22 protein-coding genes are annotated in these 24,395 nt (G+C 42.4%); 18 read left to right on the forward strand and 4 right to left on the reverse strand.

The window, feature by feature from the left end; genetic code table 11:
* Positions 1-279 precede the first annotated feature (279 nt).
* Positions 280-768 (reverse strand): FKBP-type peptidyl-prolyl cis-trans isomerase, encoded by a 489-nt coding sequence (locus tag ND16A_RS09880; protein ID WP_033077489.1) that lies wholly within the window; start codon positions 766-768, stop codon positions 280-282.
* 75 nt (positions 769-843) lie between these two features.
* Positions 844-1,836 (reverse strand): tRNA-modifying protein YgfZ, encoded by a 993-nt coding sequence (gene ygfZ, locus ND16A_RS09875; protein ID WP_033077490.1) that lies wholly within the window; start codon positions 1,834-1,836, stop codon positions 844-846.
* Positions 1,837-2,178: 342 nt separating this feature from the next.
* Here ygfZ and ND16A_RS09870 point away from each other — a divergent pair, with 342 nt between their 5' ends.
* Together ND16A_RS09870 and ND16A_RS0119160 are read left to right on the forward strand one after the other, a co-directional pair.
* Positions 2,179-2,430 (forward strand): FAD assembly factor SdhE, encoded by a 252-nt coding sequence (locus ND16A_RS09870; RefSeq protein WP_033077491.1) that lies wholly within the window; start codon positions 2,179-2,181, stop codon positions 2,428-2,430.
* Positions 2,378-2,920 carry a protein YgfX gene (locus ND16A_RS0119160; protein ID WP_152593854.1) on the forward strand — a complete coding sequence of 181 codons (543 nt, stop codon included), beginning with the start codon at positions 2,378-2,380 and terminating at the stop codon, positions 2,918-2,920. Before ND16A_RS09870 ends, ND16A_RS0119160 begins: the two co-directional genes overlap by 53 nt.
* A 17-nt stretch (positions 2,921-2,937) precedes the next feature.
* Here ND16A_RS0119160 and nadB read toward each other — a convergent pair whose 3' ends face one another.
* Complete coding sequence (nadB, locus tag ND16A_RS09865; RefSeq protein WP_033077493.1) at positions 2,938-4,530, reverse strand: L-aspartate oxidase; 1,593 nt, start codon at positions 4,528-4,530, stop codon at positions 2,938-2,940.
* Between the two features lie 391 nt (positions 4,531-4,921).
* Between nadB and rpoE the strand changes: the two genes are divergently transcribed.
* The 11 genes from rpoE (at position 4,922) to acpS (ending at position 14,316) form a co-directional block, all read left to right on the forward strand.
* Positions 4,922-5,500, forward strand: a complete 579-nt coding sequence (gene rpoE / locus ND16A_RS09860; RefSeq protein WP_033077494.1) for an RNA polymerase sigma factor RpoE — start codon at positions 4,922-4,924, stop codon at positions 5,498-5,500.
* 61 nt (positions 5,501-5,561) lie between these two features.
* Positions 5,562-6,164, forward strand: coding sequence for a sigma-E factor negative regulatory protein (locus ND16A_RS0119165; RefSeq protein WP_052073049.1), 603 nt, complete (start codon positions 5,562-5,564; stop codon positions 6,162-6,164).
* Entirely contained in the window at positions 6,165-7,187 is a 1,023-nt protein-coding gene (locus ND16A_RS09855; protein ID WP_052073050.1) for a MucB/RseB C-terminal domain-containing protein, read from the forward strand.
* Between the two features lie 73 nt (positions 7,188-7,260).
* Entirely contained in the window at positions 7,261-7,737 is a 477-nt protein-coding gene (locus tag ND16A_RS09850; protein WP_033077495.1) for a SoxR reducing system RseC family protein, read from the forward strand.
* Positions 7,738-7,853: 116 nt separating this feature from the next.
* Positions 7,854-9,644, forward strand: a complete 1,791-nt coding sequence (gene lepA / locus ND16A_RS09845; protein ID WP_033077496.1) for a translation elongation factor 4 — start codon at positions 7,854-7,856, stop codon at positions 9,642-9,644.
* A 7-nt stretch (positions 9,645-9,651) separates the two neighbouring features.
* Positions 9,652-10,572: a signal peptidase I gene (gene lepB, locus ND16A_RS09840; RefSeq protein ID WP_033077497.1), complete on the forward strand. Its 921-nt coding sequence runs from the start codon at positions 9,652-9,654 to the stop codon at positions 10,570-10,572.
* Positions 10,573-11,256, forward strand: a complete 684-nt coding sequence (rnc, locus tag ND16A_RS09835) for a ribonuclease III (protein WP_033077498.1) — start codon at positions 10,573-10,575, stop codon at positions 11,254-11,256.
* A complete protein-coding gene (era, locus tag ND16A_RS09830; protein ID WP_052073051.1) occupies positions 11,246-12,184 on the forward strand; it encodes a GTPase Era in 939 nt (312 codons plus the stop codon). Before rnc ends, era begins: the two co-directional genes overlap by 11 nt.
* Before the next feature lie 28 nt (positions 12,185-12,212).
* A complete protein-coding gene (recO, locus tag ND16A_RS09825; RefSeq protein WP_033077499.1) occupies positions 12,213-12,950 on the forward strand; it encodes a DNA repair protein RecO in 738 nt (245 codons plus the stop codon).
* Positions 12,951-13,093: 143 nt separating this feature from the next.
* Entirely contained in the window at positions 13,094-13,825 is a 732-nt protein-coding gene (gene pdxJ, locus ND16A_RS09820) for a pyridoxine 5'-phosphate synthase (RefSeq protein WP_033077500.1), read from the forward strand.
* A 110-nt stretch (positions 13,826-13,935) separates the two neighbouring features.
* Positions 13,936-14,316 carry a holo-ACP synthase gene (gene acpS / locus ND16A_RS09815; protein WP_033077501.1) on the forward strand — a complete coding sequence of 127 codons (381 nt, stop codon included), beginning with the start codon at positions 13,936-13,938 and terminating at the stop codon, positions 14,314-14,316.
* Positions 14,317-14,333: 17 nt separating this feature from the next.
* On the opposite strand, the gene barA is transcribed toward acpS, so the two are convergent.
* On the reverse strand, positions 14,334-17,147 hold the full coding sequence (gene barA, locus ND16A_RS09810) for a two-component sensor histidine kinase BarA (protein WP_033077502.1): 2,814 nt from the start codon (positions 17,145-17,147) through the stop codon (positions 14,334-14,336).
* A gap of 102 nt (positions 17,148-17,249) precedes the next feature.
* Between barA and rlmD the strand changes: the two genes are divergently transcribed.
* The 5 genes from rlmD (at position 17,250) to ND16A_RS09785 (ending at position 24,160) form a co-directional block, all read left to right on the forward strand.
* Positions 17,250-18,602: a 23S rRNA (uracil(1939)-C(5))-methyltransferase RlmD gene (gene rlmD, locus ND16A_RS09805; RefSeq protein ID WP_033077503.1), complete on the forward strand. Its 1,353-nt coding sequence runs from the start codon at positions 17,250-17,252 to the stop codon at positions 18,600-18,602.
* Between the two features lie 91 nt (positions 18,603-18,693).
* Positions 18,694-20,889, forward strand: a complete 2,196-nt coding sequence (gene relA, locus ND16A_RS09800; RefSeq protein WP_033077504.1) for a GTP diphosphokinase — start codon at positions 18,694-18,696, stop codon at positions 20,887-20,889.
* 46 nt (positions 20,890-20,935) lie between these two features.
* Positions 20,936-21,733: a nucleoside triphosphate pyrophosphohydrolase gene (gene mazG, locus ND16A_RS09795; RefSeq protein ID WP_033077505.1), complete on the forward strand. Its 798-nt coding sequence runs from the start codon at positions 20,936-20,938 to the stop codon at positions 21,731-21,733.
* A gap of 236 nt (positions 21,734-21,969) precedes the next feature.
* Positions 21,970-22,599, forward strand: coding sequence for a hypothetical protein (locus ND16A_RS09790; RefSeq protein WP_235282096.1), 630 nt, complete (start codon positions 21,970-21,972; stop codon positions 22,597-22,599).
* A gap of 424 nt (positions 22,600-23,023) precedes the next feature.
* Positions 23,024-24,160 carry a DUF3083 family protein gene (locus tag ND16A_RS09785; RefSeq protein ID WP_081945556.1) on the forward strand — a complete coding sequence of 379 codons (1,137 nt, stop codon included), beginning with the start codon at positions 23,024-23,026 and terminating at the stop codon, positions 24,158-24,160.
* The last annotated feature ends 235 nt before the right edge of the window (positions 24,161-24,395 follow it).

Consider the following 24,395-nt stretch of genomic DNA (forward strand, 5'->3'; position numbering starts at 1 on the left):
TTCTTTCTTAAAAAAGTTTGAAAATACCTTCATAGCGTTTGAGGTTTAGTTTTTTTGTTTTGTGGTGAAATTAATTTAACTAAATTTCAAACGCTTACACAAATATTTGTGGGGATACTTCAGGTTTTAACCTCGCAGGTTGGCAATTGCTACGAGCGACTGGCCACGAGCTGCGAGCAGATCGCATTAGCTATAGAAGCAGGTCTTGTCTTTATCAACGAAAAGTCCGGCATTCAATTAACTTAGAATATCCTGCCCGTAGCCCGTAGCCCGTAGCTATTAATGCTCGTGACCGCAGCCACCTTCAGTATGCACATGACCATGAGCAATTTCTTCTTCAGTGGCGTCACGAACCTCTAAAATTTCGACATCAAATTTTAAATCGATGCCGGCAAGAGGGTGGTTACCATCAACGGTAATTTCATCATCTTCCATGCCAATGACAATCACGGTTTGCTCGCCTTCATCAGTTTGCGCGCGCAATTGCATGCCCACATCTAAATCATCGATGCCTTGAAAAAATGATTTAGGCACGGTTTGCACAAAACCATCATGGCGTTGACCATAGGCATTATCGGCATCGACATCGACAATAAACTTATCGCCAACGGCTTTATCCACTAACTCCGACTCGAGACCCGGGATCAAAAAGCCAGTACCTTGAATGAAGGTCAGTGGCTGATGATCGTAAGAGCTGTCGATTAGGGTTTCTTCACTGTCCATTACGGCATAATGCATAACGACGACTTTATTGTTTGCAATTTTCATAAAATTTCCTGAGTAAATCCAGATCTAATCTAGAATAAGTTTAGCGCTGCGGCCAGTTTTTGTTGACAACAAAAACTATGCGCCTTCAGCAAGAGAATAAGGTAATGACATTAAGTTAAACTTAATGCCGTTTTGATGTTTAAGGCGTAAACTGGCATCCGCTTCGGTATCATTGGCCAGCACCGCTTGAATGTAAATGGTACCATCATCTGCTTCATAATGAGCAATAATATCACCACCACGACGCCAGTTTTCACCGGCTTGTTTTTCTAACATTGAGCTATCATTAATCATCGCATCGGCTTGCCATTTTAACTCGCCTTCACTTTTTAGGGCATACAAGGCTTTTTTATTGCGACCTAAATACTTCATTCTTGCCACTGTTTCCTGACCTAAATAACAGCCTTTGCTAAAACTGATGCCATTAACAAGTTGCAAATTAAGCATTTGCGGTACGTATTCACCAACGCTTACGCTGTTCATATGAACAAAGCCAGATTGTATCTCAAGTAAGGTCCATACCTCGCTTGGATAAATATCAACGGTCAGTTTTTTCGATAGTGCGTCAATATGCTCCCTTTTGGCAACAATTAAATAACGCTCAGTTGCTCCCCCAACATAGAGTACTGAGGCATCGTCGTTGGTGATTACCGGGTTAAATGAATCGGGCACCGCATTAAATTCTGCTTGAATAAATTCGCCACTGCTAGCGCCAACTAAAGCCAGATAACCCAGTTGTTCAGCCAGGGCTATATCGACTTTGGCAAACACACCAAATTTTTGTAACTCAGTCATCGATGCATTTAATGAAGCACTGCTTTGAATTAATAAGCGTTGCTCGTTTTGTTTGAGCAAACGAAATGCGGAAAACATCTTGCCTTTGGCATCACAATGGCTACCCACCAATAGTTTTTTTACCTCTAATTGCTCAACATCACAGGTGAGTTGCCCTTGCAGGTAAGTATCTGCTTCAACACCACTAACGCTAATTGCACTGATAGAATCGACAATAATGGCAAAATTTTCGGGGAGCTGTTCGATATTTGGCTTTGCAGGTTGAATATTCATATTATGCTACTATTTTAGTTAACCGCAACTCGGGATAATGAGTGCTTGATATTATGTTAAATTAATAAGGGCGAAGGTGATAAAAATCAAGGTTAATCGCCATTTGATTGCATTTATTGTTAACTTATCCTAGGGTGAATTGAGGGTCTGTTGAACTTTGCGGTACAACTTTTGTTCAAACAGGCGAACTTTGAACAAGGCCTGGCGATTGAAGTTTGGTTGTTCCAAATAATTGAGCCTAAACGCTGCAAAAATGCACAGCAAAGACCAACAGACCCTAGTCAGCACAATGATGAAAAGATATAATAATGGCAATTACCATTAATTTGATGCGGATAAGCAATGACATTACACAATAACAAAGCAAGATTACGTTGGGCATGCCGTCGCGGGATGTTAGAGCTGGATGTATTGTTTATGCCATTTGTTGACGAAGCCTGGGACGGTTTAAACGAGCAACAAAAACTCGACTTCGATCGATTACTCGCCGGTGATGACCCAGAATTATTTGCCTGGTTTATGGGACATGAGGAATGCAAGGATGAAGCACTCAACTCCATGGTACAACTTATACTCAACCGAGTTAAAGTATAACTTTCGGTTAACGCCATCAAAAATTGCCGCTCAGGTCCCGCGTTATCTTGCGGGGCTAATGTTTCTCATATCCTGCCTGTTATTACTTAATTTTGGCTTATCTTTAAGCTATGCTCAAGTCTTCATACTATCAACGATTATTGCCGGGATCAGTTACCTGCTGGTTCAGAACTTAGCGATTGCGCAACTTTTTTCTCTTGGTTTAGCGCATAGCCATTCAGAGTGCCGGGTCGAAAGTAAGTCGTTATTACTCTCACAAGAGGGGGGATTAACGCTTGGTGCTGATCAGCATTATCAGCTGTGCAGTGATAGTTTTGTCTTTCCTTTTGGTTGCGCTTTAGCATTGAGGAAGCGGTTACCACAAGCTGCGCAGATCCCCTTACAACCTCAATGCGATGAAAATTCATTGCGCCTATTTGTCTTTAAAGACTCGCTAAGTAGTGGTGATTATCGCCGCTTATGCCGAATTGTGCAGTACATTAAACATTAAATTTAATGAGCAGACATTTAACCGGGAGGAGCTAAAATGGTTGGGCGAGAATTCTCCGCCAGTTGTGGATAGTCCAAAGTGTAGTGTAACCCTCTGCTTTCTTTACGTTCCATCGCCGAAAGAATGATAAGTTCTGCCACTTGCACCAAATTACGCAGTTCCAGCAAATTATTGCTCACCCTGAAGTGACGATAATACTCTTGAATTTCGGCTTTCAATAATTCGACCCGGTGCAAGGCTCTTTCAAGGCGCTTGGTGGTGCGGACAATACCGACATAGTCCCACATAAACAACCGCAATTCGTGCCAGTTATGCTGAATAACCACTTCTTCATCAGAGTTTGAGACCCGGCTTTCATCCCAGGCTTTAATGGATTTAATTGTCGCTTTAGAGTCCAGTCTACTGTTGATGTGCTCCGCAGCAGCTCTGGCAAATACCACACATTCCAATAACGAGTTACTGGCTAAGCGGTTAGCACCATGTAGCCCGGTATATGAAACTTCACCAACGGCATAAAGGTTGGCAACGTCGGTTTGACCGTGTTTATTGATCATCACTCCGCCACAAGTGTAATGTGCGGCCGGCACTACCGGCAAAGGCTCTTTGGTCATATCAAAACCAAGGGCACTGGTTTTTTCAAATATCGTTGGAAAATGATGCTTAATGAAATCATCACTTTTATGACTGATATCTAAAAACATGCAATCGGCACCCAGGCGTTTCATTTCATAATCAATCGCTCTTGCGACCACATCACGCGGTGCCAACTCAGCTCTTTGATCAAATTCTGGCATGAAGCGGCTGCCGTTAGGTCGTCGTAAAATCGCACCTTCGCCACGCAGCGCTTCGGTTAGCAAAAACGTTCCGGCTTTCGGATGAAACAGGCAGGTTGGATGAAATTGATTGAATTCCATGTTGGCCACTCGGCAGCCGGCACGCCATGCCATGGCAATCCCGTCGCCACTGGCAATATCGGGGTTTGAGGTATACTGATAAACTTTACTGGCACCGCCGGTTGCTAAAATGGTTTTTTGAGCATGAATGGCTTCCACTTTTTCACTGTTTCGGTTCCAAATATAGGCGCCGATACATTGCTTGGTCTCACTGTTGCCATCATTGATCAAGTCGACCGCATTGGAGCGTTCAAAGACCCGAATTCGGCTATGGCGTTTTACTTTTTCGGCAAGGGTCAGTTGAACGGTTTTGCCGGTTGCATCGGCAGAGTGTAAGATACGACGGTGGCTATGACCACCTTCTCGGGTAAGGTGATATTGAGTGCCCTTGCTGTTGTTATCGTCTTGATCAAAATCAACCCCTTGGGCGATTAACCACTGCATTGACGCTTTCGCATTTTCGGCAGTAAAATGAACCATGTCTTTATCGCACAAACCATTACCTGCTATTAAGGTATCGTTGACATGGGCATCAATCGAGTCATTTTCATCAAATACTGCGGCGATACCACCTTGCGCATAGAAGGTGGAGCCTTCATTAATTGGACCTTTACTTAGCAAAATAACATCGGCTTGGTTTGCCAGTTTTAACGCGAGGGTTAATCCTGCAGCACCACTGCCAATAATCAAAACGTCGCAGTTATGTTGTTGATTCATAAATCTTAGATCGAGTTGTTCTTGTTAATGATAGAATTTTAACTTACTTTATAGCGAATTAGCAAAAATATAGAGTTATATACTATATTTAACCTAAATTAGGAGCATTGATTGAGGATAAATTCTCAACAGTATTTTAAACTAGTGGCAAGCACTCATTATCCCGAATTTAGGTAAATTAAACGATTTTTAATTATTTTTTACTTTTTTTCAAAGTTTTGCGAACTTTTTGCAAAACACTCAGTCCTAATTGATGTGTTTGCCAAGAGCTGAATAAAACTATGAATACCAAGTCCGATAGTAATCTGGTCATTGGACATAAAAAATATTGAGAACAGGTAGTTGTAGTATAACCAATAAATTATATTGGTTTTGAGGAGTAAAGGCTCGGATGAGCGAACAGAATGTAGACCAGATGTTGGTACAACAGGTACAAAGCGGCGATAAAAATGCATTTAATCTGTTGGTAAAGAAATATCAACAAAAGGTAATGAATCTGGTATCGCGCTATGTCAAGAATCAAGCGGACGTGGCAGATGTTACTCAAGAAGCATTTATTAAAGCCTATCGTGCTTTAGGAAATTTTCGCGGTGAGAGTGCATTTTATACCTGGTTATACCGAATTGCGGTAAATACCGCAAAAAATCATTTGATGGCAGGTTCGCGAAAACCTCCAGGAAGTGATATCGACGTTGAAGACGCAGAATTTTACGATAGTGGAGATGCCCTCAGAGAGAATGCATCGCCAGAAAGGTTAATGTTAACCGATGAAATTCGTCAGTTGATATTTAAAACCATCGAACAGTTACCGGAAGAGTTGCGCACCGCAATTAACTTACGAGAACTGGATGGTTTAAGTTATGAAGAAATAGCAAATGTAATGGATTGCCCGGTTGGTACCGTGCGTTCTCGAATTTTTAGAGCGCGAGATGCGGTAGACAAAAAAATTAAGCCTTTGCTGCAGAATTAGTGGTTGTAGTTAATGTTAATCGAGCAAGCAATATTAAAAAACAGTGCGAGTGTGAGTATATATGAGTGAAAATAAGTTTGAAGCAATATCAGCCTTACTTGATGATAACAATGTCGAGCAATCATTGTTAAACGAAGTAAAGGATGATGATAAGCTCGGTGATACCTGGAATCGATACCATTTGATTGGTGACATTATGCGTGGTGACAGTGCTGATTTTATCAATACTGAACTTGCCAATGATATTGCCGTTGCTATTGCTGCCGAGCCTACGGTATTAGCGCCTGTTTCTCGTCCAACTTTTACTCAGCGAGCGAAAGCAAAAGTGATCCAGCTATCTAAACCGGTTGGCCAATTTGCCATTGCCGCATCTGCTGCCGGGTTGATGGTATTAGGTGTACAGCAAGCCAACGTTTCTGATGAAGGTCAAATCGTTCCTGCGCAAGTGTGGCAACCATTGCCAATGGGTGGTGTGGCAGATCCGGTAAGCTACAATTATTCAACCCAGAAAAATGTAGCAAACCCCAAACAAGCATATATTGAGCACCAACAAAGGTTGCAAGCCTTGTTATCTGATCATAACATGCAGATTAAACTTCAATCTGACGTCGCGCATGAAAGCGATGATGGCATACCCGACCCGTTGAGTGAAAACCACGAATAAATGAACTTTTTTAAACCTTTCCTGCTGCTGGCGCTTTTTTCAACGCCAGCATTTTCTCAAGATGAAGCTGAATCTGAACCTGCTGTTGCAACGCAACAGCCACCTCAAACCAAAGAGCAGGCGATAACTGCCGCTGAAACCGTAAAAGCACCAACCGCTTTACAATGGCTACAGCGGTTAACGCATTCAATGCGAACCCTTAATTTTGATACCTCTTTTGTGGTGGTGCGAAACAATCGCGCCGAGCCCTACCGTTGGTTGCATGGTATTTCAGATGAGCAAGAACTTGAATTAATTACGCTGTTAAATGGGCCGCGCAAAGAAGCGATTCGTTTAGATGATACTGTCAGTTATTTTGAATCAGATAAGTCTCCTTACTCTGTACACAGCAATAGTATCAGAGCTCCGATCCCGGCAGCCTTATTCGGCGATATTGAAAAGCTGCAAGCGACCTATAATTTTATTGGTGTTGGGAAAAGCAGGATCTTAGGTCGACCAGCACAGTTGGTGCGACTGGAAAGTAAAGACAAGCAACGGTTTGGTTACTGGTTGTGGCTTGATATTGAAAGCGGATTGTTGTTAAAGGTCGCGGTGATTTCAAGAGCGGGCGAACTGTTAGAGCAAATTCAATTTACTCATCTGATGATCACTGAAAAATCCAATGAGTTATTGCAGCAACTGACCACCGCGGTTTTACCCGAACCATTATCAGGAAACAAGGCGGAAGTGAAACTACCATGGCAAGTTAACTGGCTTCCGGCTGGATTTGAATTAATCAAAAGCAGCAAACGCAATATCCAAAAAGTAGATACTGAGGTGGAAACCTTGATGTTTAATGATGGCCTGGTCGATGTTTCTGTCTATGTGCTGGCAAGTGATGAAGCGCCAAGAAAAGCAACGGTTAATCAAACCGGCGCAACTGTGTTATTATCGACGTTGCGCGATGGCTATGAGATCACCGTAGTCGGTAAAATACCAGCTAAAACGGCGAACACCATAGCGGAGTCAATAAGTTTTAACTAATTTGAATTCGAGTTAATGAGCCCGTTTACAATTTAGTCACGAAAATGCAGATAGAATTGGTATAAATAAGGTAATGATTGAAGAAACCGCCACTGTTGTTGCCATTAATGGCAAGCAAGTAACCGTCACCAGTACCATTAAATCAACCTGTCATAGCTGCCATCAGCAAGATGATTGTGGCAGTGGCCAAATTGCCAAAGCCATTCCTCATAAGGCACTGACCACCACAATTACAGCCGGGCAAAACAATTTGCACATTGGTGATGAGGTGGTGATCGGCTTATCGGAAAAAAGTCTGTTAAACAGTGCCGTGCAAGTCTACTTATTACCGTTATTGATGATGATAGTGTTCGCCACTATTGGTCAGTTTTATCTGGTGGAACAGTTACAACTGCATGAGCTTATCGCTTTGGTGTTTGCTGTCGTGGGTGGTTATTTAGGTTTTGTGATTGCGCAAAAGCAGCAAAATAGTCGGCATAGCCAAGCCAGTTTACAACCTAAACTGCTGCGAAAATGTGCCGATATTATCGCAACTGTCGAACTAAAATAATCTCCTGTTACAGATTTAAAGCCTAAAGTCAGTGAAATAGATAGCTAGCTGCGGTTAAATTCGCTAAAATCACGCATAATCATTTTTGTATTTACGTATCTATTAAAAGCTCTTTTATGAAGCACATTCGAAATTTCTCAATTATCGCCCACATTGATCATGGCAAATCCACCCTGTCCGATCGATTAATTCAACATTGTGGCGGCCTGTCAGACCGTGAAATGGCAGCGCAAGTATTAGATTCTATGGATCTGGAACGTGAACGCGGTATTACCATTAAAGCGCAAAGCGTAACCCTGGATTATAAAGCCAAAGACGGTGAAATTTATCAGCTTAACTTTATCGACACTCCCGGTCACGTTGATTTTTCTTATGAAGTATCACGCTCATTAGCCGCCTGTGAAGGTGCATTGTTGGTAGTCGATGCTGGCCAGGGCGTAGAAGCACAAACTCTGGCAAACTGTTACACCGCCATTGAAATGGATTTAGAAGTGGTGCCAATTTTAAATAAAATTGACTTACCACAGGCTGACCCTGACAAAGTGGCGGAAGAAATTGAAGATATTATCGGCATTGACGCAACTGACGCCGTGCAGTGTAGTGCGAAAACTGGTATTGGTATTGATGAAGTACTAGAGAGCATAGTGGCCAATGTGCCACCGCCGGTGGGTAAAACGGATGATAAGCTGCAAGCGCTGATCATCGACTCCTGGTTTGATAACTATCAAGGCGTAGTTTCTTTAGTACGGGTGATGCACGGAGAGATCAAAGCCGGTGATAAGATGACGGTGATGTCGACCGGGCAAAGCCATCAAATTGATAAAGTCGGTATTTTCACGCCGAAGCAAACGGAAACTGGTATCTTGAAGACTGGCGAAGTTGGCTTCATTATTGCCGGTATTAAAGAGATTCACGGTGCCCCAGTTGGTGATACGTTAACGTTAACGCGTAAGCCGGCTGAAGATGTGCTACCCGGTTTTCAAAAAGTAACACCACAGGTGTATGCCGGTATTTTCCCTATCAGCTCAGATGATTTTGAAAACTTCCGCGACGCATTAAATAAGTTAAGCCTGAATGATGCTTCATTATTCTTCGAGCCAGAAAGTTCTGGCGCGCTGGGCTTTGGTTTCCGCTGTGGCTTCCTTGGCATGTTGCACATGGAAATTATTCAGGAGCGTTTGGCGCGTGAATATGATCTGGATCTGATCGCCACGGCACCGACGGTAAACTATGAAGTGTTATGCACTAATGGCAAGGTAGTTGCCATAGACAATCCATCGGATTTACCCGCGGTTAATGAAATTGATGAAATTCGCGAGCCCATTGTCGAAGCGCATATCTTAGTGCCACAAGAGCACTTGGGTAATGTCATTACCTTGTGTATCGAAAAGCGTGGTGTGCAAAAGAATTTAACCTATCACGGTAACCAAGTTGCGGTGCATTACGAACTGCCGATGGCAGAAGTGGTGATGGACTTCTTCGATAAGTTGAAATCCACCAGTCGTGGTTATGCCTCACTCGAATATAACTTTGTTCGTTTCGAAGCATCAGACATGGTGCGTACCGATGTGTTAATTAACGGCGACAGAGTCGATGCGTTGGCGATGATCACCCATCGCAGCAATTCAGTATCACGTGGTCGTCAGTTAGTGGATAAACTAAAAGAGCTTATTCACCGTCAAATGTTTGATGTCGCCATTCAAGCGACTATAGGTAGTAACGTTATTGCCCGGACAACGGTGAAACAGTTACGCAAAAACGTAATCGCCAAATGTTATGGTGGTGATATTTCTCGTAAGAAGAAATTGTTACAAAAGCAAAAAGAAGGTAAAAAACGGATGAAGCAAGTGGGCAATGTCGAAGTACCACAAGAAGCGTTTTTGGCCGTACTTAAGTTAGGGAAGTAATTATTCTATGGCGATGTATTTTTCATTATTTTTGGTGGTCATTACGATAGTAACGGGCATCGTTTATTTTCTCGATAAGTTTGTTTATGCACCAAAGCGTCAATTGAACTTACAAGCCACGCAAGAGCAATGCGCGCAACCGCTTGATCAGGTTGCCATTGAAAAGATCACCACCCCGAATGCCTGGGTTGACACCTCAGTACAAGTATTTCCGGTGATTGCCTTTGTCCTTATTTTACGTTCGTTTATCTATGAACCGTTCCAAATTCCATCGGGCTCGATGATGCCAACGTTATATGATGGCGATTTTATTTTGGTGAATAAATTTAATTATGGCTTGCGCGAACCTGTTGCCCGCAATAAATTTTTCGATATCGGCTCACCTGAGCGTGGCGATGTCGTAGTATTTAAGTATCCGGTCGATCCCAATGTCGATTTCATCAAAAGGGTTGTTGGCGTACCTGGTGACAGGGTGGTTTATCAAAACAAATACTTATATATCCAACCTAAATGTGCAGAAAATGCCACATCTTGCGCTGAAATGAAGCAAGTGGTAACAACGTTTAAGAACAGCGGCGAATCTCCAAAGTCGGGCAAGGCATTAACCCGTTATGAATCGGCAATGCCCAATAAAACTCATGAAATTTTAGTCAATAACAGCCAGCCGCCACAAAATTATCGGTTCTTTAACCAACCGGGCTTGAAAAAAGGCGAATGGCTGGTACCGGAAGGTAAGTACCTGGTGATGGGCGATAATCGTGACAACTCTCTCGATGGCCGTTTTTGGGGCTTTGTCTCCGAAGATGCGCTGGTAGGTGAGGCTGTTGCCATATGGATGAGTTTTGATTTTGAACGAAGTGAGGCAGACTTTTTACCTACCTGGGTACCATCAGGTATTCGTTTTAATCGCATTGGCGGAATTAATTAATTGACTAAACCATTACACTTAAATCGACTGGCGACTAAGCTGGGTCATCAATTTAATGATGAGCAACTGCTGATTCAGGCATTAACGCATCGTAGTGCCAAAGGCGATAATAATGAACGCTTAGAGTTTTTAGGTGATTCAATCTTGGGGTATGTGATTGCCCGTGCTTTGTTTGAAAAATTTCCACAGGCCAGTGAAGGCGAGCTAACGCGTATGCGTTCAACCTTGGTACGTGGTGTTACCCTGGCTGAAATTGGTCGCAGTTTTGCTCTGGGCGATTATTTGGTATTAGGTCCAGGTGAGTTAAAAAGTGGCGGATTTCGTCGAGACTCGATTTTAGAAGATGCCATTGAAGCAATTATCGGTGCCGTATTTCTAGATTCAGATATGCCAACTTGCCGGCAGTTAATTCTTGATTGGTTTGCAATACGTATCAATCAAATCAACCCAGGACAAAGCCAAAAAGATCCCAAAACCCGGTTACAAGAATATTTACAAGGGCGTAAATTAGCGCTGCCTAAATATGATGTGATAGCCACCACAGGGCAATCACATAACCAGCAATTTACCATCAGTTGCGTAATTGAAACGTTAGCGGATGCCATTATTAGCAAAGGTACATCTCGAAGAAAAGCCGAACAAGCGGCTGCCGAACAAGCATTGGAGCTATTAAATGTTAAATGACGACGATTTTGAAGGTGCAAGCCAAAGTGATAACTATTGTGGTTTGGTGGCATTAGTTGGTCGTCCCAACGTTGGCAAATCGACCTTGTTAAATGCCTTATTAGGCCAGAAAATAAGTATCACATCGCGTAAGCCACAAACTACTCGCCATCGTATCCTGGGTATTTTAACCGAAGATAATCGTCAGGCGGTTTTGGTAGATACCCCGGGGTTACACTTAGAAGAAAAACGGGCCATTAATCGCTTAATGAATCGGGCGGCGAGCAGTACGATAGCCGAAGTTGAACTCATTATTTTTCTGGTCGAAGGCACTAACTGGACCAGTGATGACGAACTGGTACTAAGTAAAGTTAAGCAATCAGGCCGTCCGGTAGTGTTAGCGGTGAACAAAATTGATAATGTTCAGGATAAAGAAGAGTTATTGCCACATTTACAAAAAATAGCGGCGTTGCATGATTTTCAAGAAATTATCCCTATCAGTGCGGTAAAAGGCGATAAAGTCGACAAGATACGTGAGGTCTGTTTATCGTCGCTGCCGGATGGCGATTTTTGGTTTCCGGAAGATTACGTTACCGACCGATCGTCTCGTTTCATGGCCTCTGAAATTGTCAGAGAGAAGCTAATTCGCTTTACCGGCGATGAACTCCCATATTCGACCACAGTAGAAATAGAGCAATTCAAAACCGATGATAAGGGGATTCTGCACATAAATGCCTTGATTTTGGTCGAGCGTGACACGCAAAAACGTATGGTAATCGGCAATAAAGGTGAAAAACTGAAAACCATTGGCCGCGAAGCCCGTCGCGATATGGAAGCCATGTTTGAGCGCAAAGTGTTTCTCGAAACTTGGGTGAAAGTGAAGTCTGGCTGGGCTGATGACGAGAGAGCGTTACGCAGTTTAGGCTACGGCGATGATTATTCCGGTTAGTTTTCACTGCTAATGCAAACGCCTGGCTATGTCTGTTAGTAAAGAACTCAACCTGCAAAAAGCGTATTTACTGCACTCTCGCCCTTACCGTGATAGTCGTTTATTGGTTAACTTACTGACTGAGCAACATGGCCATGTGAGTGCGGTGGTCTATATTGGCAAAAGTAAGAAAGCCAACAAAAAAGGCCTGTTACAGCCCTTTGCCTGTTTACAAATAGAGTTGCAAGGCAGCAATGACTTAAAGTCGTTATCCCGCATTGAACACGCCGATAAAAGCTTGGCGCTTAGTGGTAACTTCCTGTTTAGTGGCTTCTATTTAAATGAGCTGATGGTACGGCTACTGCCAGAAAACATTCCATGCGAGAGCCTATTTCAACTCTATCAAACAAGTTTGAATCAGTTACTGCTGCAATCGCCCTTAGAGCCGATGCTGAGGAAATTCGAATTAACCTTATTGGCTGAATTAGGCTTCTCATTAGATTTTCATGATCTGCAACAACAACCCGAGCAACCATCAACTCAAATTAGTGAGCCGTACGGCAATGAGTTACATTTTGTACCCGAACAAGGGTTTGTGCTGGCCGATTTTGATTTGTCTTTACCGCGCTATAATCGTCAACACATAATTGCAATTGGTGATGGTAAATTAGAGCAAGCAGACGTATTATTAACCTGTAAACGCTTGATGCGGCAGGTTTTACAGAGTTATTTAGGGAAAAAGCCGTTAAATAGTCGCAAACTATTCAGTAATAAGTTTGCCAAATAAGCTGCCGCTTCGACTGTCCGTTTTCCACTAGTTCTACCATGTGAAATGGGTAGATATTTAATCAACTTGGTATTATTGTTAGGGTCTGTTGACCTATATAGATTTAATTAAATAGATGAAATGAAATTAAGAGAGCAAGTTTTATGAGCGATATTTTATTGGGTGTTAATGTTGACCATATTGCAACGTTACGCCAGGCCAGAGGCACGACTTACCCGGATCCTGCACATGCCGCCTGTGTGGCTGAACATGCGGGTGCCGATGGCATCACCATTCATTTACGTGAAGACCGGCGTCATATTAACGACCGCGATGTCGAAGTGATGGCAAATACGATTCAAAGTAGAATGAATCTGGAAATGGCGGTGACCAATGAAATGCTGGATATTGCCTGTCGTATTAAACCCGCATTTTGTTGTTTAGTCCCGGAAAAGCGTGAAGAGTTAACCACCGAAGGTGGCTTGGATGTTGCCGGACAAATGGACAAAGTCAGTAACGCGGTTGAACGTTTGGCTGCAGTGGGTACCAAGGTCAGTTTATTTATTGATGCCGATAGAAAACAGATAGATGCCGCCAAAGCAACAGGAGCACCGTTTATTGAAATTCATACCGGCCATTATGCCGATGCAGAAACAGAAGATAAACAACAAGCCGAGCTGTTACGTTTAATTGACGGCATTAAATATGCGCACAATTTAGGTTTAAAAGTAAATGCCGGCCATGGCTTGAATTACTTTAACGTAAAACCGGTTGCGGCAATCAAAGAAATTATTGAGTTGAACATTGGCCATGCCATCATTGCTCGTGCGGCTATCGATGGTTTAGAGAAAGCCGTACGTGATATGAAACGATTGATGATTGAAGCAAGGCAGTAAAGAATGGCTACGAGCTACGAGCTACGAGCTACGAGCAACAAACAAGCTGCATCTTATAGCCCGTTGCCCGTAGCTTTTTTAGCTCGCAGCTTATCACCCTAGGGAAATATATGTCAGTAGTTGGTATCGGAAATGATATTGTTGAGATCAGTCGTATCGAAAATATGGCGGATAAGGCGAGAGCACGTTTGGCGTTGCGGGTGTTGACGCCGGCTGAGCATGAAAAATTTTTGAGCTTGAAGCAGCCGGAACGATTTTTGGCGAAACGCTGGGCAGGCAAAGAAGCGGCAGCGAAAGCACTAGGTACAGGTATTGCGGATGGTGTCTCGTTTCAACACTTTAATATTGTCAATTTGGCCTCAGGTAAACCCACGCTTGAGTTAACTGGCAGAGCTTTAGAGTTGGCTCTGCAATTAACGGCAACTAGCTGGCACATCAGTTTATCTGATGAAAAGCAGTACGCGTTAGCCTTTGTGGTACTCAGTGCTTAGCTTACCCCGAGTTCAGTTTATTTAGCATTCGCAGTAGCGAGTTGCAAAAAATCATCGGCAACGGCTAACACCGCATCGATTTCATCAAACAATTCGAAAAATTCCGGCTCCAGTTCGGCTAATGACAGCTGCTGCTTTATTTGTGTTTCTATTCTTTGTACCACCTTCTCCAGCCTGGGCACACCAACATAACAACTCGCCCCGTTAAGTTTGTGTACCAATGAGCTGACACTAGGTAGGTTTTCTAATTTGATATTGTTTTGCAAGGCGACTTTTGTTTCTGGTAATGAATTGATTAACAAGGTAAACATTTCTATTGCTAACTCGTATTTATGGGCAGAGCGCTGCATCGAAATAGTCCAGTCGATGACGCCGTTGTAACTGTGTTGTACTAAATGAGCCAGTTTTTCTGAGTTATCATGTTTAGTTTCTACTGCAGGAATTATATTGTTGTGATTGTGATCTTTGATTGGTGCGTGTTCAAAAATAATGTGATCGAGTAGCGTTTCGTCAATGGGTTTTGCCAAATAACCGTCAAAGCCTGATCGGATGTATTTTTCTTTTTCTCCGGGTAGGGCATGGGCGGTAACGGCAATAATGCCGGTTTGAATGTTCAGTGAGTCATGCTGGATTTTGGTCAAGGCGCTGATACCATCGAGAATAGGCATTTGGATATCCATCAAAATCAAATCAAATTTCTCTCTACAACACAGTTTATAGGCTTCTCTGCCATCACTCGCTAAAACCACTGCCGCGACTTTCTGTTCAAGTAAGGTTTGAATGAGTTTTAAATTGGCTTGATTATCATCAACGGCAAGCACTGAAATTGGTAATTTCTCAGGATCAGATTTGAGTTTTTTACTTTTCTCTTCAGTAAAGGTTTGTTCAGTTTGTAACAGTGCATGCTTTAAATTTTTGTTGGTTACTGGTTTGGTAATACAGGCATGAATACCCGAATTAATCAGCGATTTTTTTAAACTTAACGAGTTATTATTGATCGCCAAAATCATTTTCCCGACGCTCATTGATAAAGACTCGATCAATGATTTCACATCGTTAATGTTGGTCGAACCTATTTGTTGCCCCAATATGGCAAAATCGAAACTGCGCTGTTGAATTTGATTTTGTAATTCCCGCAAGTCAGTAACTTGGGTAATATCCATATGCCAATGCTTTAAAATATTTACCATAGCTAAGCGACTGCGCTGATGCGGTTCAAACAAAATAACTGATTTATGTTCAAGCTCAAACGGTTCGATAATACTATCAATCGGCAGTTGGTTGATTTCACTTTTAAAGGTAAAAAAGAAACTTGAGCCTTTATGAGACTGACTGCTAAAGTTGATATCACCACCCATTTCATTGGCTAAGCGTTTAGAAATTACTAAGCCTAATCCGGTGCCGCCATAGAGGCGGGTAATGCTTTTATCGGCTTGTGAAAATGCTTTAAATAACGATTCTTTTTGTTTATCGCTGATCCCTATGCCGGTATCGATAACTTGTATTGAGATTTCAATATTGGCGTCGTTGCTTATTTGATAATCGACGTCCACGGCGATATAACCATAGTCGGTAAACTTAATGGCATTGCTTAATAAATTAATTAATACCTGTTTTATTCGCAATGCATCGCCAATGAGTGAGTTGGGCAAATTCTGGTTAATATTTAATGATAATTCAATGTTTTTGCTATGGGCAGAATCTGCAAACAAGATGATCGCTTCATCAATGCTGTCTCTAAAACTGAATGGGATATGTTCAATTTCCAGTCGACCGGAATCGAGTTTTGAGAAGTCAAGAATGTCGTTAATAATCGACAGTAAGTTATTTGCCGAGCTGTCGATGGTGGTAAGAAATTCACGTTGTGTTTCTGATAAAGGCGTTTTTAATACTTGTCGGGTAAAACCGATAACCCCGTTTAACGGCGTTCGTAACTCATGACTCATATTTGCCAGAAATTCGGACTTTACCTGATTTGCTTCCTGTGCTTTGCGTTTGGCAAGATCGAGTTGTACGTTTTGTACCTCAAATTGTTCAAGAGCGGTACGTAGGTCTCTGGTTGCCTGTTCGATATTCGACTCTAAGTCGTACTGATAATCTTCAATCGCTTGTGCCATATTGTTGATGCCGATGCGCAGAATATCTAACTCCCCCTGAAACGGCTCATGGATCCTAACCCCCAACGCCCCTTGGCGAATTTGCAGAACGATTTCGTTCATCTCTTTTACTGGCCCGGAGAGAATAGATACCAGCCTTTTGGCAAAGTGCAGAGATAAAAATATACCGAAGAATACCACCAGTAAACTGACAATCAGCAAGATTTGCTTTTCATACAAAATGCCAGTTTTATTAATTTCAATGACGTAATAGCCGTAATAGGATTTGTTCGCAGTCGATTTTTGATCGATTTTATAAATGGCGAGGCGAATAGGAAAGTAGATGAAGTAGCTATGATCATATTCTTGGATGTATTCTTTATCTAACTCGCCGTTGGCGAGTGAGGCGATGTATTGGCTTGAATTACCGGAGCCGTTACTGTTTATCAGGTTTGTGTTTTTATGATCAAATAACAAAATGGTTTTTATTAAGTCGGAATTACTGCCCTGGACATAAGCCAATAAGTTGCGCAATGAATAATATTCCTTATTATTCATACGATAGGCCGTGGTTACAGCAAGGGTGTTGGCGATCGTTTTGCCTTTATCGATTAAGGTTTCATCAATGGCAACAATTCTATTGTAGGCATAATAAATAGCCAAACTGGAGCCAATAATGATTGTTGGTAGTACGGCAAATAAAATAACCCAATCCTTGATAGTTATTTTGATCATAATTACGTTCTTTTTCGTGTTAAAATCATTCGCTTATCATGGCACTTTTTTTCAGAAAAATGTAGCATTAATAGCAATTCGATAGCGCTAACTGGATAATCAATGGTTAATTTTTACAAACCAAAAGCAGCAAACAAATATCTTAACCAGCAAGTCAAGATAGAGATCAAATCTTTGGATATCAATGGTGATGGCGTCGGCAAAATAGGCAAAAAACCGGTTTTCGTCGACTCAGCCTTGCCTGGCGAAACCGTAGAAGCGAAGATCATTCAGGAAAAGTCAAAATACCTGCGCGGCAAAACTAAAAACGTATTAATTAGCGCCAGTAATCGCGTGCAACCACGCTGTAAGCACTTTTACCAATGTGGCGGCTGCGATCTACAGCACCTTGCTTATCAAGGACAGCTGGACTTTAAACAGCAAAAAGTCAGCGATTTATTTCGTCGCAATAGTGACATTACTAGCTTGCCCTGGCAAACAAGTTTAATTAGCGACAAATGGCATTATCGCCGTAAAGCCCGAATTGGCGTACAATACAATAAGCATAATCAGGCAATTGTTGGCTTCCGTCAAAAAAGCTCCAATGTACTCACACAAATAAAATCTTGTCCGGTATTACCGCAATTGTTTAGCGATGAGTTTAATGATTTCACTCAGCTCATTAATAGCCTGGATGCCAAAGCGGCAATATCTCACATCGAAGTTATCGATGCCGAATCGGCATTGGTGATATTTAGGCAAGTTCGTAAATTGACGGAGCATGACAGACAAAAATTTATCGAGTTTAATCAGCAAAAACCTTATCAAATAGCCCTGCAAACCGATGATGCGACAGAATTGTTAACGCCGCAAAACGGCCGTTTGTTAAGTTATCAAGTCAATGATTGCCAGTTAAATTTTGCCATTACTGATTTTGTGCAAGTGAATGCAAAATTAAATACTGCGATGGTCAATCAGGCAATGCAATGGTTAGAATTAGATGGCGATGATGTGGTCCTTGATTTGTTTTGTGGTTTGGGTAATTTTAGTTTGCCGTTGGCAAAGCAAGTCAACAGTGTGATTGGCGTTGAAGGTGTTCAGGATATGGTGGACAGGGCATTGCAAAATGCCAAACACAATGCTCTAACAAACTGCCAATTCCTACAAGCCGATTTAAACGCTGAAAACGATGACTGGTCATGGCTTAAAGATAAAATGGCAGCGCAGCAATCAACGATTTCGAAAGTGCTACTCGATCCGGCGAGAGCGGGCGCGTTAAATGCGGTTACCAACATCTTAAAACTAAAGGTCGCCAGTATACTCTATATTTCATGTGATCCGGCAACGATGACAAGAGATGCGAAAGTATTACTTGCCAATGGCTATCAGCTAAGCAAAATAGGATTAATGGATATGTTTAGTCAAACTCGTCATGTCGAAACTATGGCGCTGTTTACACGTAAGCAGAAGTGCTAAATAATTGCAGTAAATCGGTAACATAAATCCGTAGCTTTAAGATGTTTAGTGAAAAAAAATTTAATTTCCCAAATCATAGACAGGAATACTCATGGTTTCAGTGAGAAAATCTCATCAAATGACTGCCGAAAATTTTGAAGTATGGTTGGCAGAACTCGACTTAACGGAACAAAAACAGCAAGCCATAGAGGCTTTGTGGATAAAGTTGCAAGCTCTGTTTCGAGACAACTTAAGTTGTCAGTATAAGGCCTTAGAGATGGTTGAAATACTGGCGGGTTTGAACATGGATAAAGATTCATTATCTGCTGCCTTGTTGGTACCGCTGATTGAAACTAAAGCGTTAAATATCGATACCATTGGTGATGACTATGGTCCCGCCATTTTCACTTTAGTCAAAGGGGTGGTGCAAATGGACGCCATCCGCAGTTTGCAGCAGCCCAGTGGTACCAAGTTTGCCAGTGGCCAAATTGATAATTTACGGAAAATGTTATTGTCTATGGTCGAAGATGTCCGTGCTGTAGTGATTAAGCTTGCCGAACGTGTATGCAATCTGCGCTATGTCAAAAATAGCGATGAAGAAACCCGGGTACTTGCGGCCAAGGAAACTGTCAGTATTTATGCACCATTAGCAAACCGTTTGGGTATTGGCCAGTTAAAATGGGAGCTGGAAGATATATCCTTTCGTTATTTGCATCCGAATACCTATAAAAAAATCGCAAAATTGCTCGATGATAAACGTTTAGTGCGAGAGCAATATATGACAGATTTTGTCGCCAATACGCAGCAACAATTAGACGATTTACAGATCCGCGGTAGTGTTTATGGCCGACCGAAGCACATTTACAGTATCTGGAAAAAGATGCAGCAAAAATCGTTAGATTTTGAGCAACTGTTCGATGTTAGAGCGGTCCGTATTGTGGTGGATAAATTACAAGACTGTTACGGTGCCCTCGGCATTGTCCATACCAGTTGGAAACATCTGCCCAGTGAATTTGATGATTATGTCGCCACGCCAAAACCCAATGGTTATCAGTCTATTCATACGGTTGTACTTGGGCCAGAGGGTAAGTCGGTGGAAGTGCAGATCAGAACGCAGCAAATGCATGATGATGCCGAGCTGGGCGTCGCTGCACATTGGCGTTACAAAGAAGGTAATGCCAGCGGAAAAACCGGGGGCTTTGATGAAAAAATTAACTGGCTAAGAAAACTTTTACAATGGCAAGAAGACATTTCCAGTTCCGATGAATTGGTGGACGAGCTGCGCAATGAAGTGTTTGAAGACCGAATCTATGTGTTTACCCCAAATGGCGACGTCATCGATTTACCTAATGGTGCTACGCCGCTTGATTTTGCTTACTATATTCATTCAAACGTTGGTCACTGCTGTATCGGTGCAAAGGTTTCCGGGCGAATTGTCCCGTTTACCTACAAACTTAAAACCGGTGAACAATTAGAGATTTTAACCAGCAAAAAGCCAAATCCATCTCGCGATTGGTTAAACCCTTCATTGGGTTATATTCATACCACCAGAGTCAGGTCGAAAGTACAAAGTTTTTTTAAAGCATTAGATAAAGATAAGAATACGCAAGCTGGCAAAGAACTGCTCGATACTGAGCTCACTCGTCATGATGTGCAAGACGCAGATTTTTCGACAATATTTCATCGCTTTAATGTTAAGAGCTTAACCGACTTGCATGCGATGATTGGCAGTGGCCATGTCCGGGTTTTACAAGTTGTTCACCAGTTACAATTTCAGGCCGAAAAATTAAAGCCCGCTGCTGACATTGATCCAAAAATGGTGATCCGCCAACAAAGTGAGAAGCAGCAAGTTGATAGTAATGGTATCACAGTATCCGGCGTCGGTAATTTGTTAACCCATATGGCGAAATGCTGCCAGCCAGTACCCGGAGATAGTATTCAGGGGTTTATTACTCAGGGGCGAGGCATTTCAGTACACCGTAGCGATTGTGAGCAATTGAACAATGCCTTAAAGCAATCGCCGGAACGCCTGGTTGACGTACAGTGGGGAGACAAACACCAGCAAAATTATCAAGTAGCAATACAAATTGTTGCCGGTGACAGGCAAGGGTTACTTCGAGATGTGACCACCATCATCGCCAATGACAAAGTGAATGTTCTGGATATGTCATCACGCTCAGATCCTAAGCAAAGAGTCACCATAATGGACTTTAAGCTAGAATTAACCGACGTTGAAATATTGACTCGCTTGGTCAGCAAAATTGATCACATTGATGAAGTCATCACCGTTAAGCGAATTCGCAATTAACCCGTTATCAGTAACACTAACCCAGCAACATTTATCAAGGAACACTATGCGCGATAACCCGGCGTCAATTGAAAAGCTGATTTGGATCATGAGTCAGTTGCGAGACCCTATCAAAGGCTGTCCATGGGATTTGCAACAAAGTTTTCAAACCATAGTGCCGTATACGTTGGAAGAAGCTTACGAAGTGGCTGAAGCGATCGAAAATCAGGATTACGCGGAACTTGAAAATGAACTCGGTGATTTGTTGTTTCAAGTGGTGTTTTATGCCCGTTTGGGCGAAGAGCAACAACGCTTTAACTTTGATAATGTCGTTGCCGCTATTTGTGAAAAACTGATCCGTCGCCACCCGCACGTTTTTGCTAATGCAGAACTAGCCACAGAGCAAGAAATAAAAGCCAATTGGGAAAATGAAAAAGCCATCGAGAGGGCCAGAAAAAATCAGCAAAAGTCGCTACTAGATGATATTCCCAATTCATTGCCGGCGTTAGCGCAAGCGGCAAAAATTCAAAAACGATGTGCTCATGTGGGCTTTGACTGGGACAATATCAGCGATGTCCTGGCAAAAGTAAAAGAGGAAGTGACTGAAGTTGAAGATGAACTGAAAGCTGATGATATCGATGATGCTAAAGTCGCCGAAGAAATTGGCGACTTGTTGTTTGCTGTAGTAAATTTAGCGCGCCATGTTAAGCAAGACCCCGAACAATTGCTCAGGCAGGGCAATCGAAAATTTAGCAAACGCTTTCAATTTATTGAACAACATCACTTTGATCATAACCTGGATATCAAACAATCCAGCCTGGTTGAATTAGAGCAGTTATGGCAGCAAGCCAAACTGTGTTGTTAAAACCTATACTATTAAGAGGTCATACCAATTTGGTTAATTATGTGCTCTACTTTTTCATGAGGAAAAACGGATAAATACAATGCATAAAATTTAGTAAGTAGTTATTCTCGGCTTTGGCATCCTGCGTCGCTCTACCTGCAGCATCCATGCTTATGTACTTATCAATTTTATAAAGCAGTAGTTATTCGTTTTAACCATTAAAAATGAGTAGATATTTAATCAACTTGGTATCCAATATGAACAAAAATACATTAATTAAAAAATTACCCAAAACCTGTGCCATTACTGTTGCCTTTGCTGGGGCGCTTTCAACAACCCCGGCGTTTGCGAATGAGGCGCCATTAGTGTCGATTGCAAGTCAGGATGCTTTTTTTGCCAACATTAAAGCCCATTGTGGCCAGGCTTTCGCCGGCAAAGTGACGGTTGATAATGCACCGGCAAGCAGCTTTAGTAACAAAGCGTTGATCATGCATGTGCGCAAATGTACGGATACTGAGTTACAAGTGCCTTTTCATGTTGGCGATGACTCTTCACGCACCTGGATTATCAGCAAAACTGGCAGCGGCTTATCGTTAAAACATGATCATCGTCATACCGACGGCAGCAGTGATGTTTCCACCATGTATGGTGGTCAGACGCTTGATGCGGGCTACCCACAAGTACAATCTTTCCCCGCTGACCAATATTCCAAACAACTATTTGTCGAACTGCAAATTCCACAATCTATGGGCAACACCTGGCAAATGTACATTTACCCGGAAGTCTTCACTTATCGCTTGGTCCGACAAGGCCGTGAGTTTCGAGTCGACTTTGACTTAACCAAGCCGGTAGACACGCCTGACGCACCTTGGGGTTATGAAGATTAAGAGCCTCTTTGTTGCTAGCTGCGAGCAGATATTAACTCATTGAAAAGGTTAATGTCGGCAAAGAGGGAAACTGCGGTCCCACACTAAATGCTAAAAAGAGCGCCGTCATCCCTGAGGAGCATAAGCGACATCAGGGACCTCCTGAACCGCAGCAGAGCAGATAAGGTATTGTTTGTTTGCACGTTATAACCTAAAAGAGGTCCCACATCTCGCTAGAGCTCGTGATGGGATGACGTGGTTAATTGTTTCTGAGTATTGTTAAGATACTTAGATTTGTGACTGGAATCTTTCATCTCCGCAGGCTGCCCGTAGCTAGTCGCCCGATGCCCGTAGCCAATTGCTCGCAGCTTCTTTAAACTATCATCCAAATGTAACGTCTTTGACACATTGTTCGCCTATTCTGCAAGGCATACCAAGGAGAAAGATGATGTTAAAACACAATTCACGGATCAATTTAATACGCAAACGTAGTGCCGCCGACAAAGTTTATGTACCGCATGGCGCCCGGGAAAATCAATACCTGTTGGTGGAATTTAAACCGAACCTGGCGTTACTGGAACTGATCTCAGGCAGAGATATCAATGGTGTCTATTTTGCCGATTTTTATCGAAATTTAAGTCACAGTTTTTTTAATTTGTGTGAGCAGTATGGGTTCAATAACGTCAGTTTTATTGCCAAAAATAAGCTGGTCCGGGTAATGTATGCTGAAGAACAGCAAGTGATTGAAACAGAGCAACAAATTCTGTTTATGTATAACCCGAAAGTGCATACCGGTTTGCGTACGTTTTTCAACAGCGAATTGCTAGTGGATAAAATAGAGCTATTATTTCTGGCAACGGGTGATGAGCTAAGACAAAATGCGCCAATATTTCATCAACGGGTGAGCAAACTCATTAGTAAGTTTGGCAAGTTATTAGGTGTCGATATCGGCACGTTTAAAATGCGAGATCACCAACATTTAACCTACGATATTTTCAGCGCGAACAAAGGCGATAAAAAGACCGCTACCCATGGCTTTCGCGCCATGACAACTCGCTATCAACAGCAGTCATTAATATTACCCCGTGAGAACAGCAATATGACGTTTGCCGTTGCCAATTTGCCTATTAACAAAAACTTATTGCAGCAATGCGATATTGATGAGAGTGCCGATGATCCTTACAACCCGCTATATACGTTTGTCAGCGATCGGTTTGTGAAAATTGCCAAGCAATACAATCTAAACCAACTCGCCATTGTGGCTAATGGCAAAATCCCCATCATTCGCCAAGACAATGAAAACTATGTATTACCAAAAGGTGAATTATTAAACCTTGGCTTTAAACCCGTAGGCAGTGGCGGCATATTTGTTAGCCAGTGGGACAGTAAAAATTTGGTTGATACGATGAAATTGGTATTCATCGCTTCTGAGGCAAATATGAATAAGCGGGGCTATGGCCGTTTCGTTAATCACTTAACCGACGCCTTAAAACAGCTATGTCTTGAGCTTGGTTATCGGGGGGATAGTGACACCGTTATCTTGAGGTTCCATCAGCATCTGATGTATTTATTGCCGAAATAAGGGGAGGGCGCGCTAGCGAAATTATGCTTTGGGCTATGAGCTGCGAGCAGATATTAACTCATTGAAAAGGTAAATGTCGCCAAAGAGCGAAACTGCGGTCCCACACTAAATGCTAAAAAGAGCGCCGTCATCCCTGAGGAGCATAAGCGACATCAGGGACCTCCTGAACCGCAGCAGAGCATATAAGGTATTGTTTGTTTGCACGTTATAAACTAATGGAGGTCCCACATCTCGC

Origin of the sequence: Thalassotalea sp. ND16A, assembly GCF_000764205.1 — a bacterium.
Classification (GTDB): Bacteria; Pseudomonadota; Gammaproteobacteria; order Enterobacterales; family Alteromonadaceae; genus Thalassotalea_A.

What these genes read in the sequence shown, in the direction of transcription:
- ND16A_RS09880 (WP_033077489.1), bottom strand. Translation starts at nt 768, where the DNA reads ATGAAAATTGCAAACAATAAAGTCGTCGTTATGCATTATGCCGTAATG.
- ygfZ (WP_033077490.1), bottom strand. Translation starts at nt 1,836, where the DNA reads ATGAATATTCAACCTGCAAAGCCAAATATCGAACAGCTCCCCGAAAAT.
- ND16A_RS09870 (WP_033077491.1), top strand. Translation starts at nt 2,179, where the DNA reads ATGACATTACACAATAACAAAGCAAGATTACGTTGGGCATGCCGTCGC.
- ND16A_RS0119160 (WP_152593854.1), top strand. Translation starts at nt 2,378, where the DNA reads ATGAAGCACTCAACTCCATGGTACAACTTATACTCAACCGAGTTAAAG.
- nadB (WP_033077493.1), bottom strand. Translation starts at nt 4,530, where the DNA reads ATGAATCAACAACATAACTGCGACGTTTTGATTATTGGCAGTGGTGCT.
- rpoE (WP_033077494.1), top strand. Translation starts at nt 4,922, where the DNA reads ATGAGCGAACAGAATGTAGACCAGATGTTGGTACAACAGGTACAAAGC.
- ND16A_RS0119165 (WP_052073049.1), top strand. Translation starts at nt 5,562, where the DNA reads ATGAGTGAAAATAAGTTTGAAGCAATATCAGCCTTACTTGATGATAAC.
- ND16A_RS09855 (WP_052073050.1), top strand. Translation starts at nt 6,165, where the DNA reads ATGAACTTTTTTAAACCTTTCCTGCTGCTGGCGCTTTTTTCAACGCCA.
- ND16A_RS09850 (WP_033077495.1), top strand. Translation starts at nt 7,261, where the DNA reads ATGATTGAAGAAACCGCCACTGTTGTTGCCATTAATGGCAAGCAAGTA.
- lepA (WP_033077496.1), top strand. Translation starts at nt 7,854, where the DNA reads ATGAAGCACATTCGAAATTTCTCAATTATCGCCCACATTGATCATGGC.
- lepB (WP_033077497.1), top strand. Translation starts at nt 9,652, where the DNA reads ATGGCGATGTATTTTTCATTATTTTTGGTGGTCATTACGATAGTAACG.
- era (WP_052073051.1), top strand. Translation starts at nt 11,246, where the DNA reads ATGTTAAATGACGACGATTTTGAAGGTGCAAGCCAAAGTGATAACTAT.
- recO (WP_033077499.1), top strand. Translation starts at nt 12,213, where the DNA reads ATGTCTGTTAGTAAAGAACTCAACCTGCAAAAAGCGTATTTACTGCAC.
- pdxJ (WP_033077500.1), top strand. Translation starts at nt 13,094, where the DNA reads ATGAGCGATATTTTATTGGGTGTTAATGTTGACCATATTGCAACGTTA.
- acpS (WP_033077501.1), top strand. Translation starts at nt 13,936, where the DNA reads ATGTCAGTAGTTGGTATCGGAAATGATATTGTTGAGATCAGTCGTATC.
- barA (WP_033077502.1), bottom strand. Translation starts at nt 17,147, where the DNA reads ATGATCAAAATAACTATCAAGGATTGGGTTATTTTATTTGCCGTACTA.
- rlmD (WP_033077503.1), top strand. Translation starts at nt 17,250, where the DNA reads ATGGTTAATTTTTACAAACCAAAAGCAGCAAACAAATATCTTAACCAG.
- relA (WP_033077504.1), top strand. Translation starts at nt 18,694, where the DNA reads ATGGTTTCAGTGAGAAAATCTCATCAAATGACTGCCGAAAATTTTGAA.
- mazG (WP_033077505.1), top strand. Translation starts at nt 20,936, where the DNA reads ATGCGCGATAACCCGGCGTCAATTGAAAAGCTGATTTGGATCATGAGT.
- ND16A_RS09790 (WP_235282096.1), top strand. Translation starts at nt 21,970, where the DNA reads ATGAACAAAAATACATTAATTAAAAAATTACCCAAAACCTGTGCCATT.
- ND16A_RS09785 (WP_081945556.1), top strand. Translation starts at nt 23,024, where the DNA reads ATGATGTTAAAACACAATTCACGGATCAATTTAATACGCAAACGTAGT.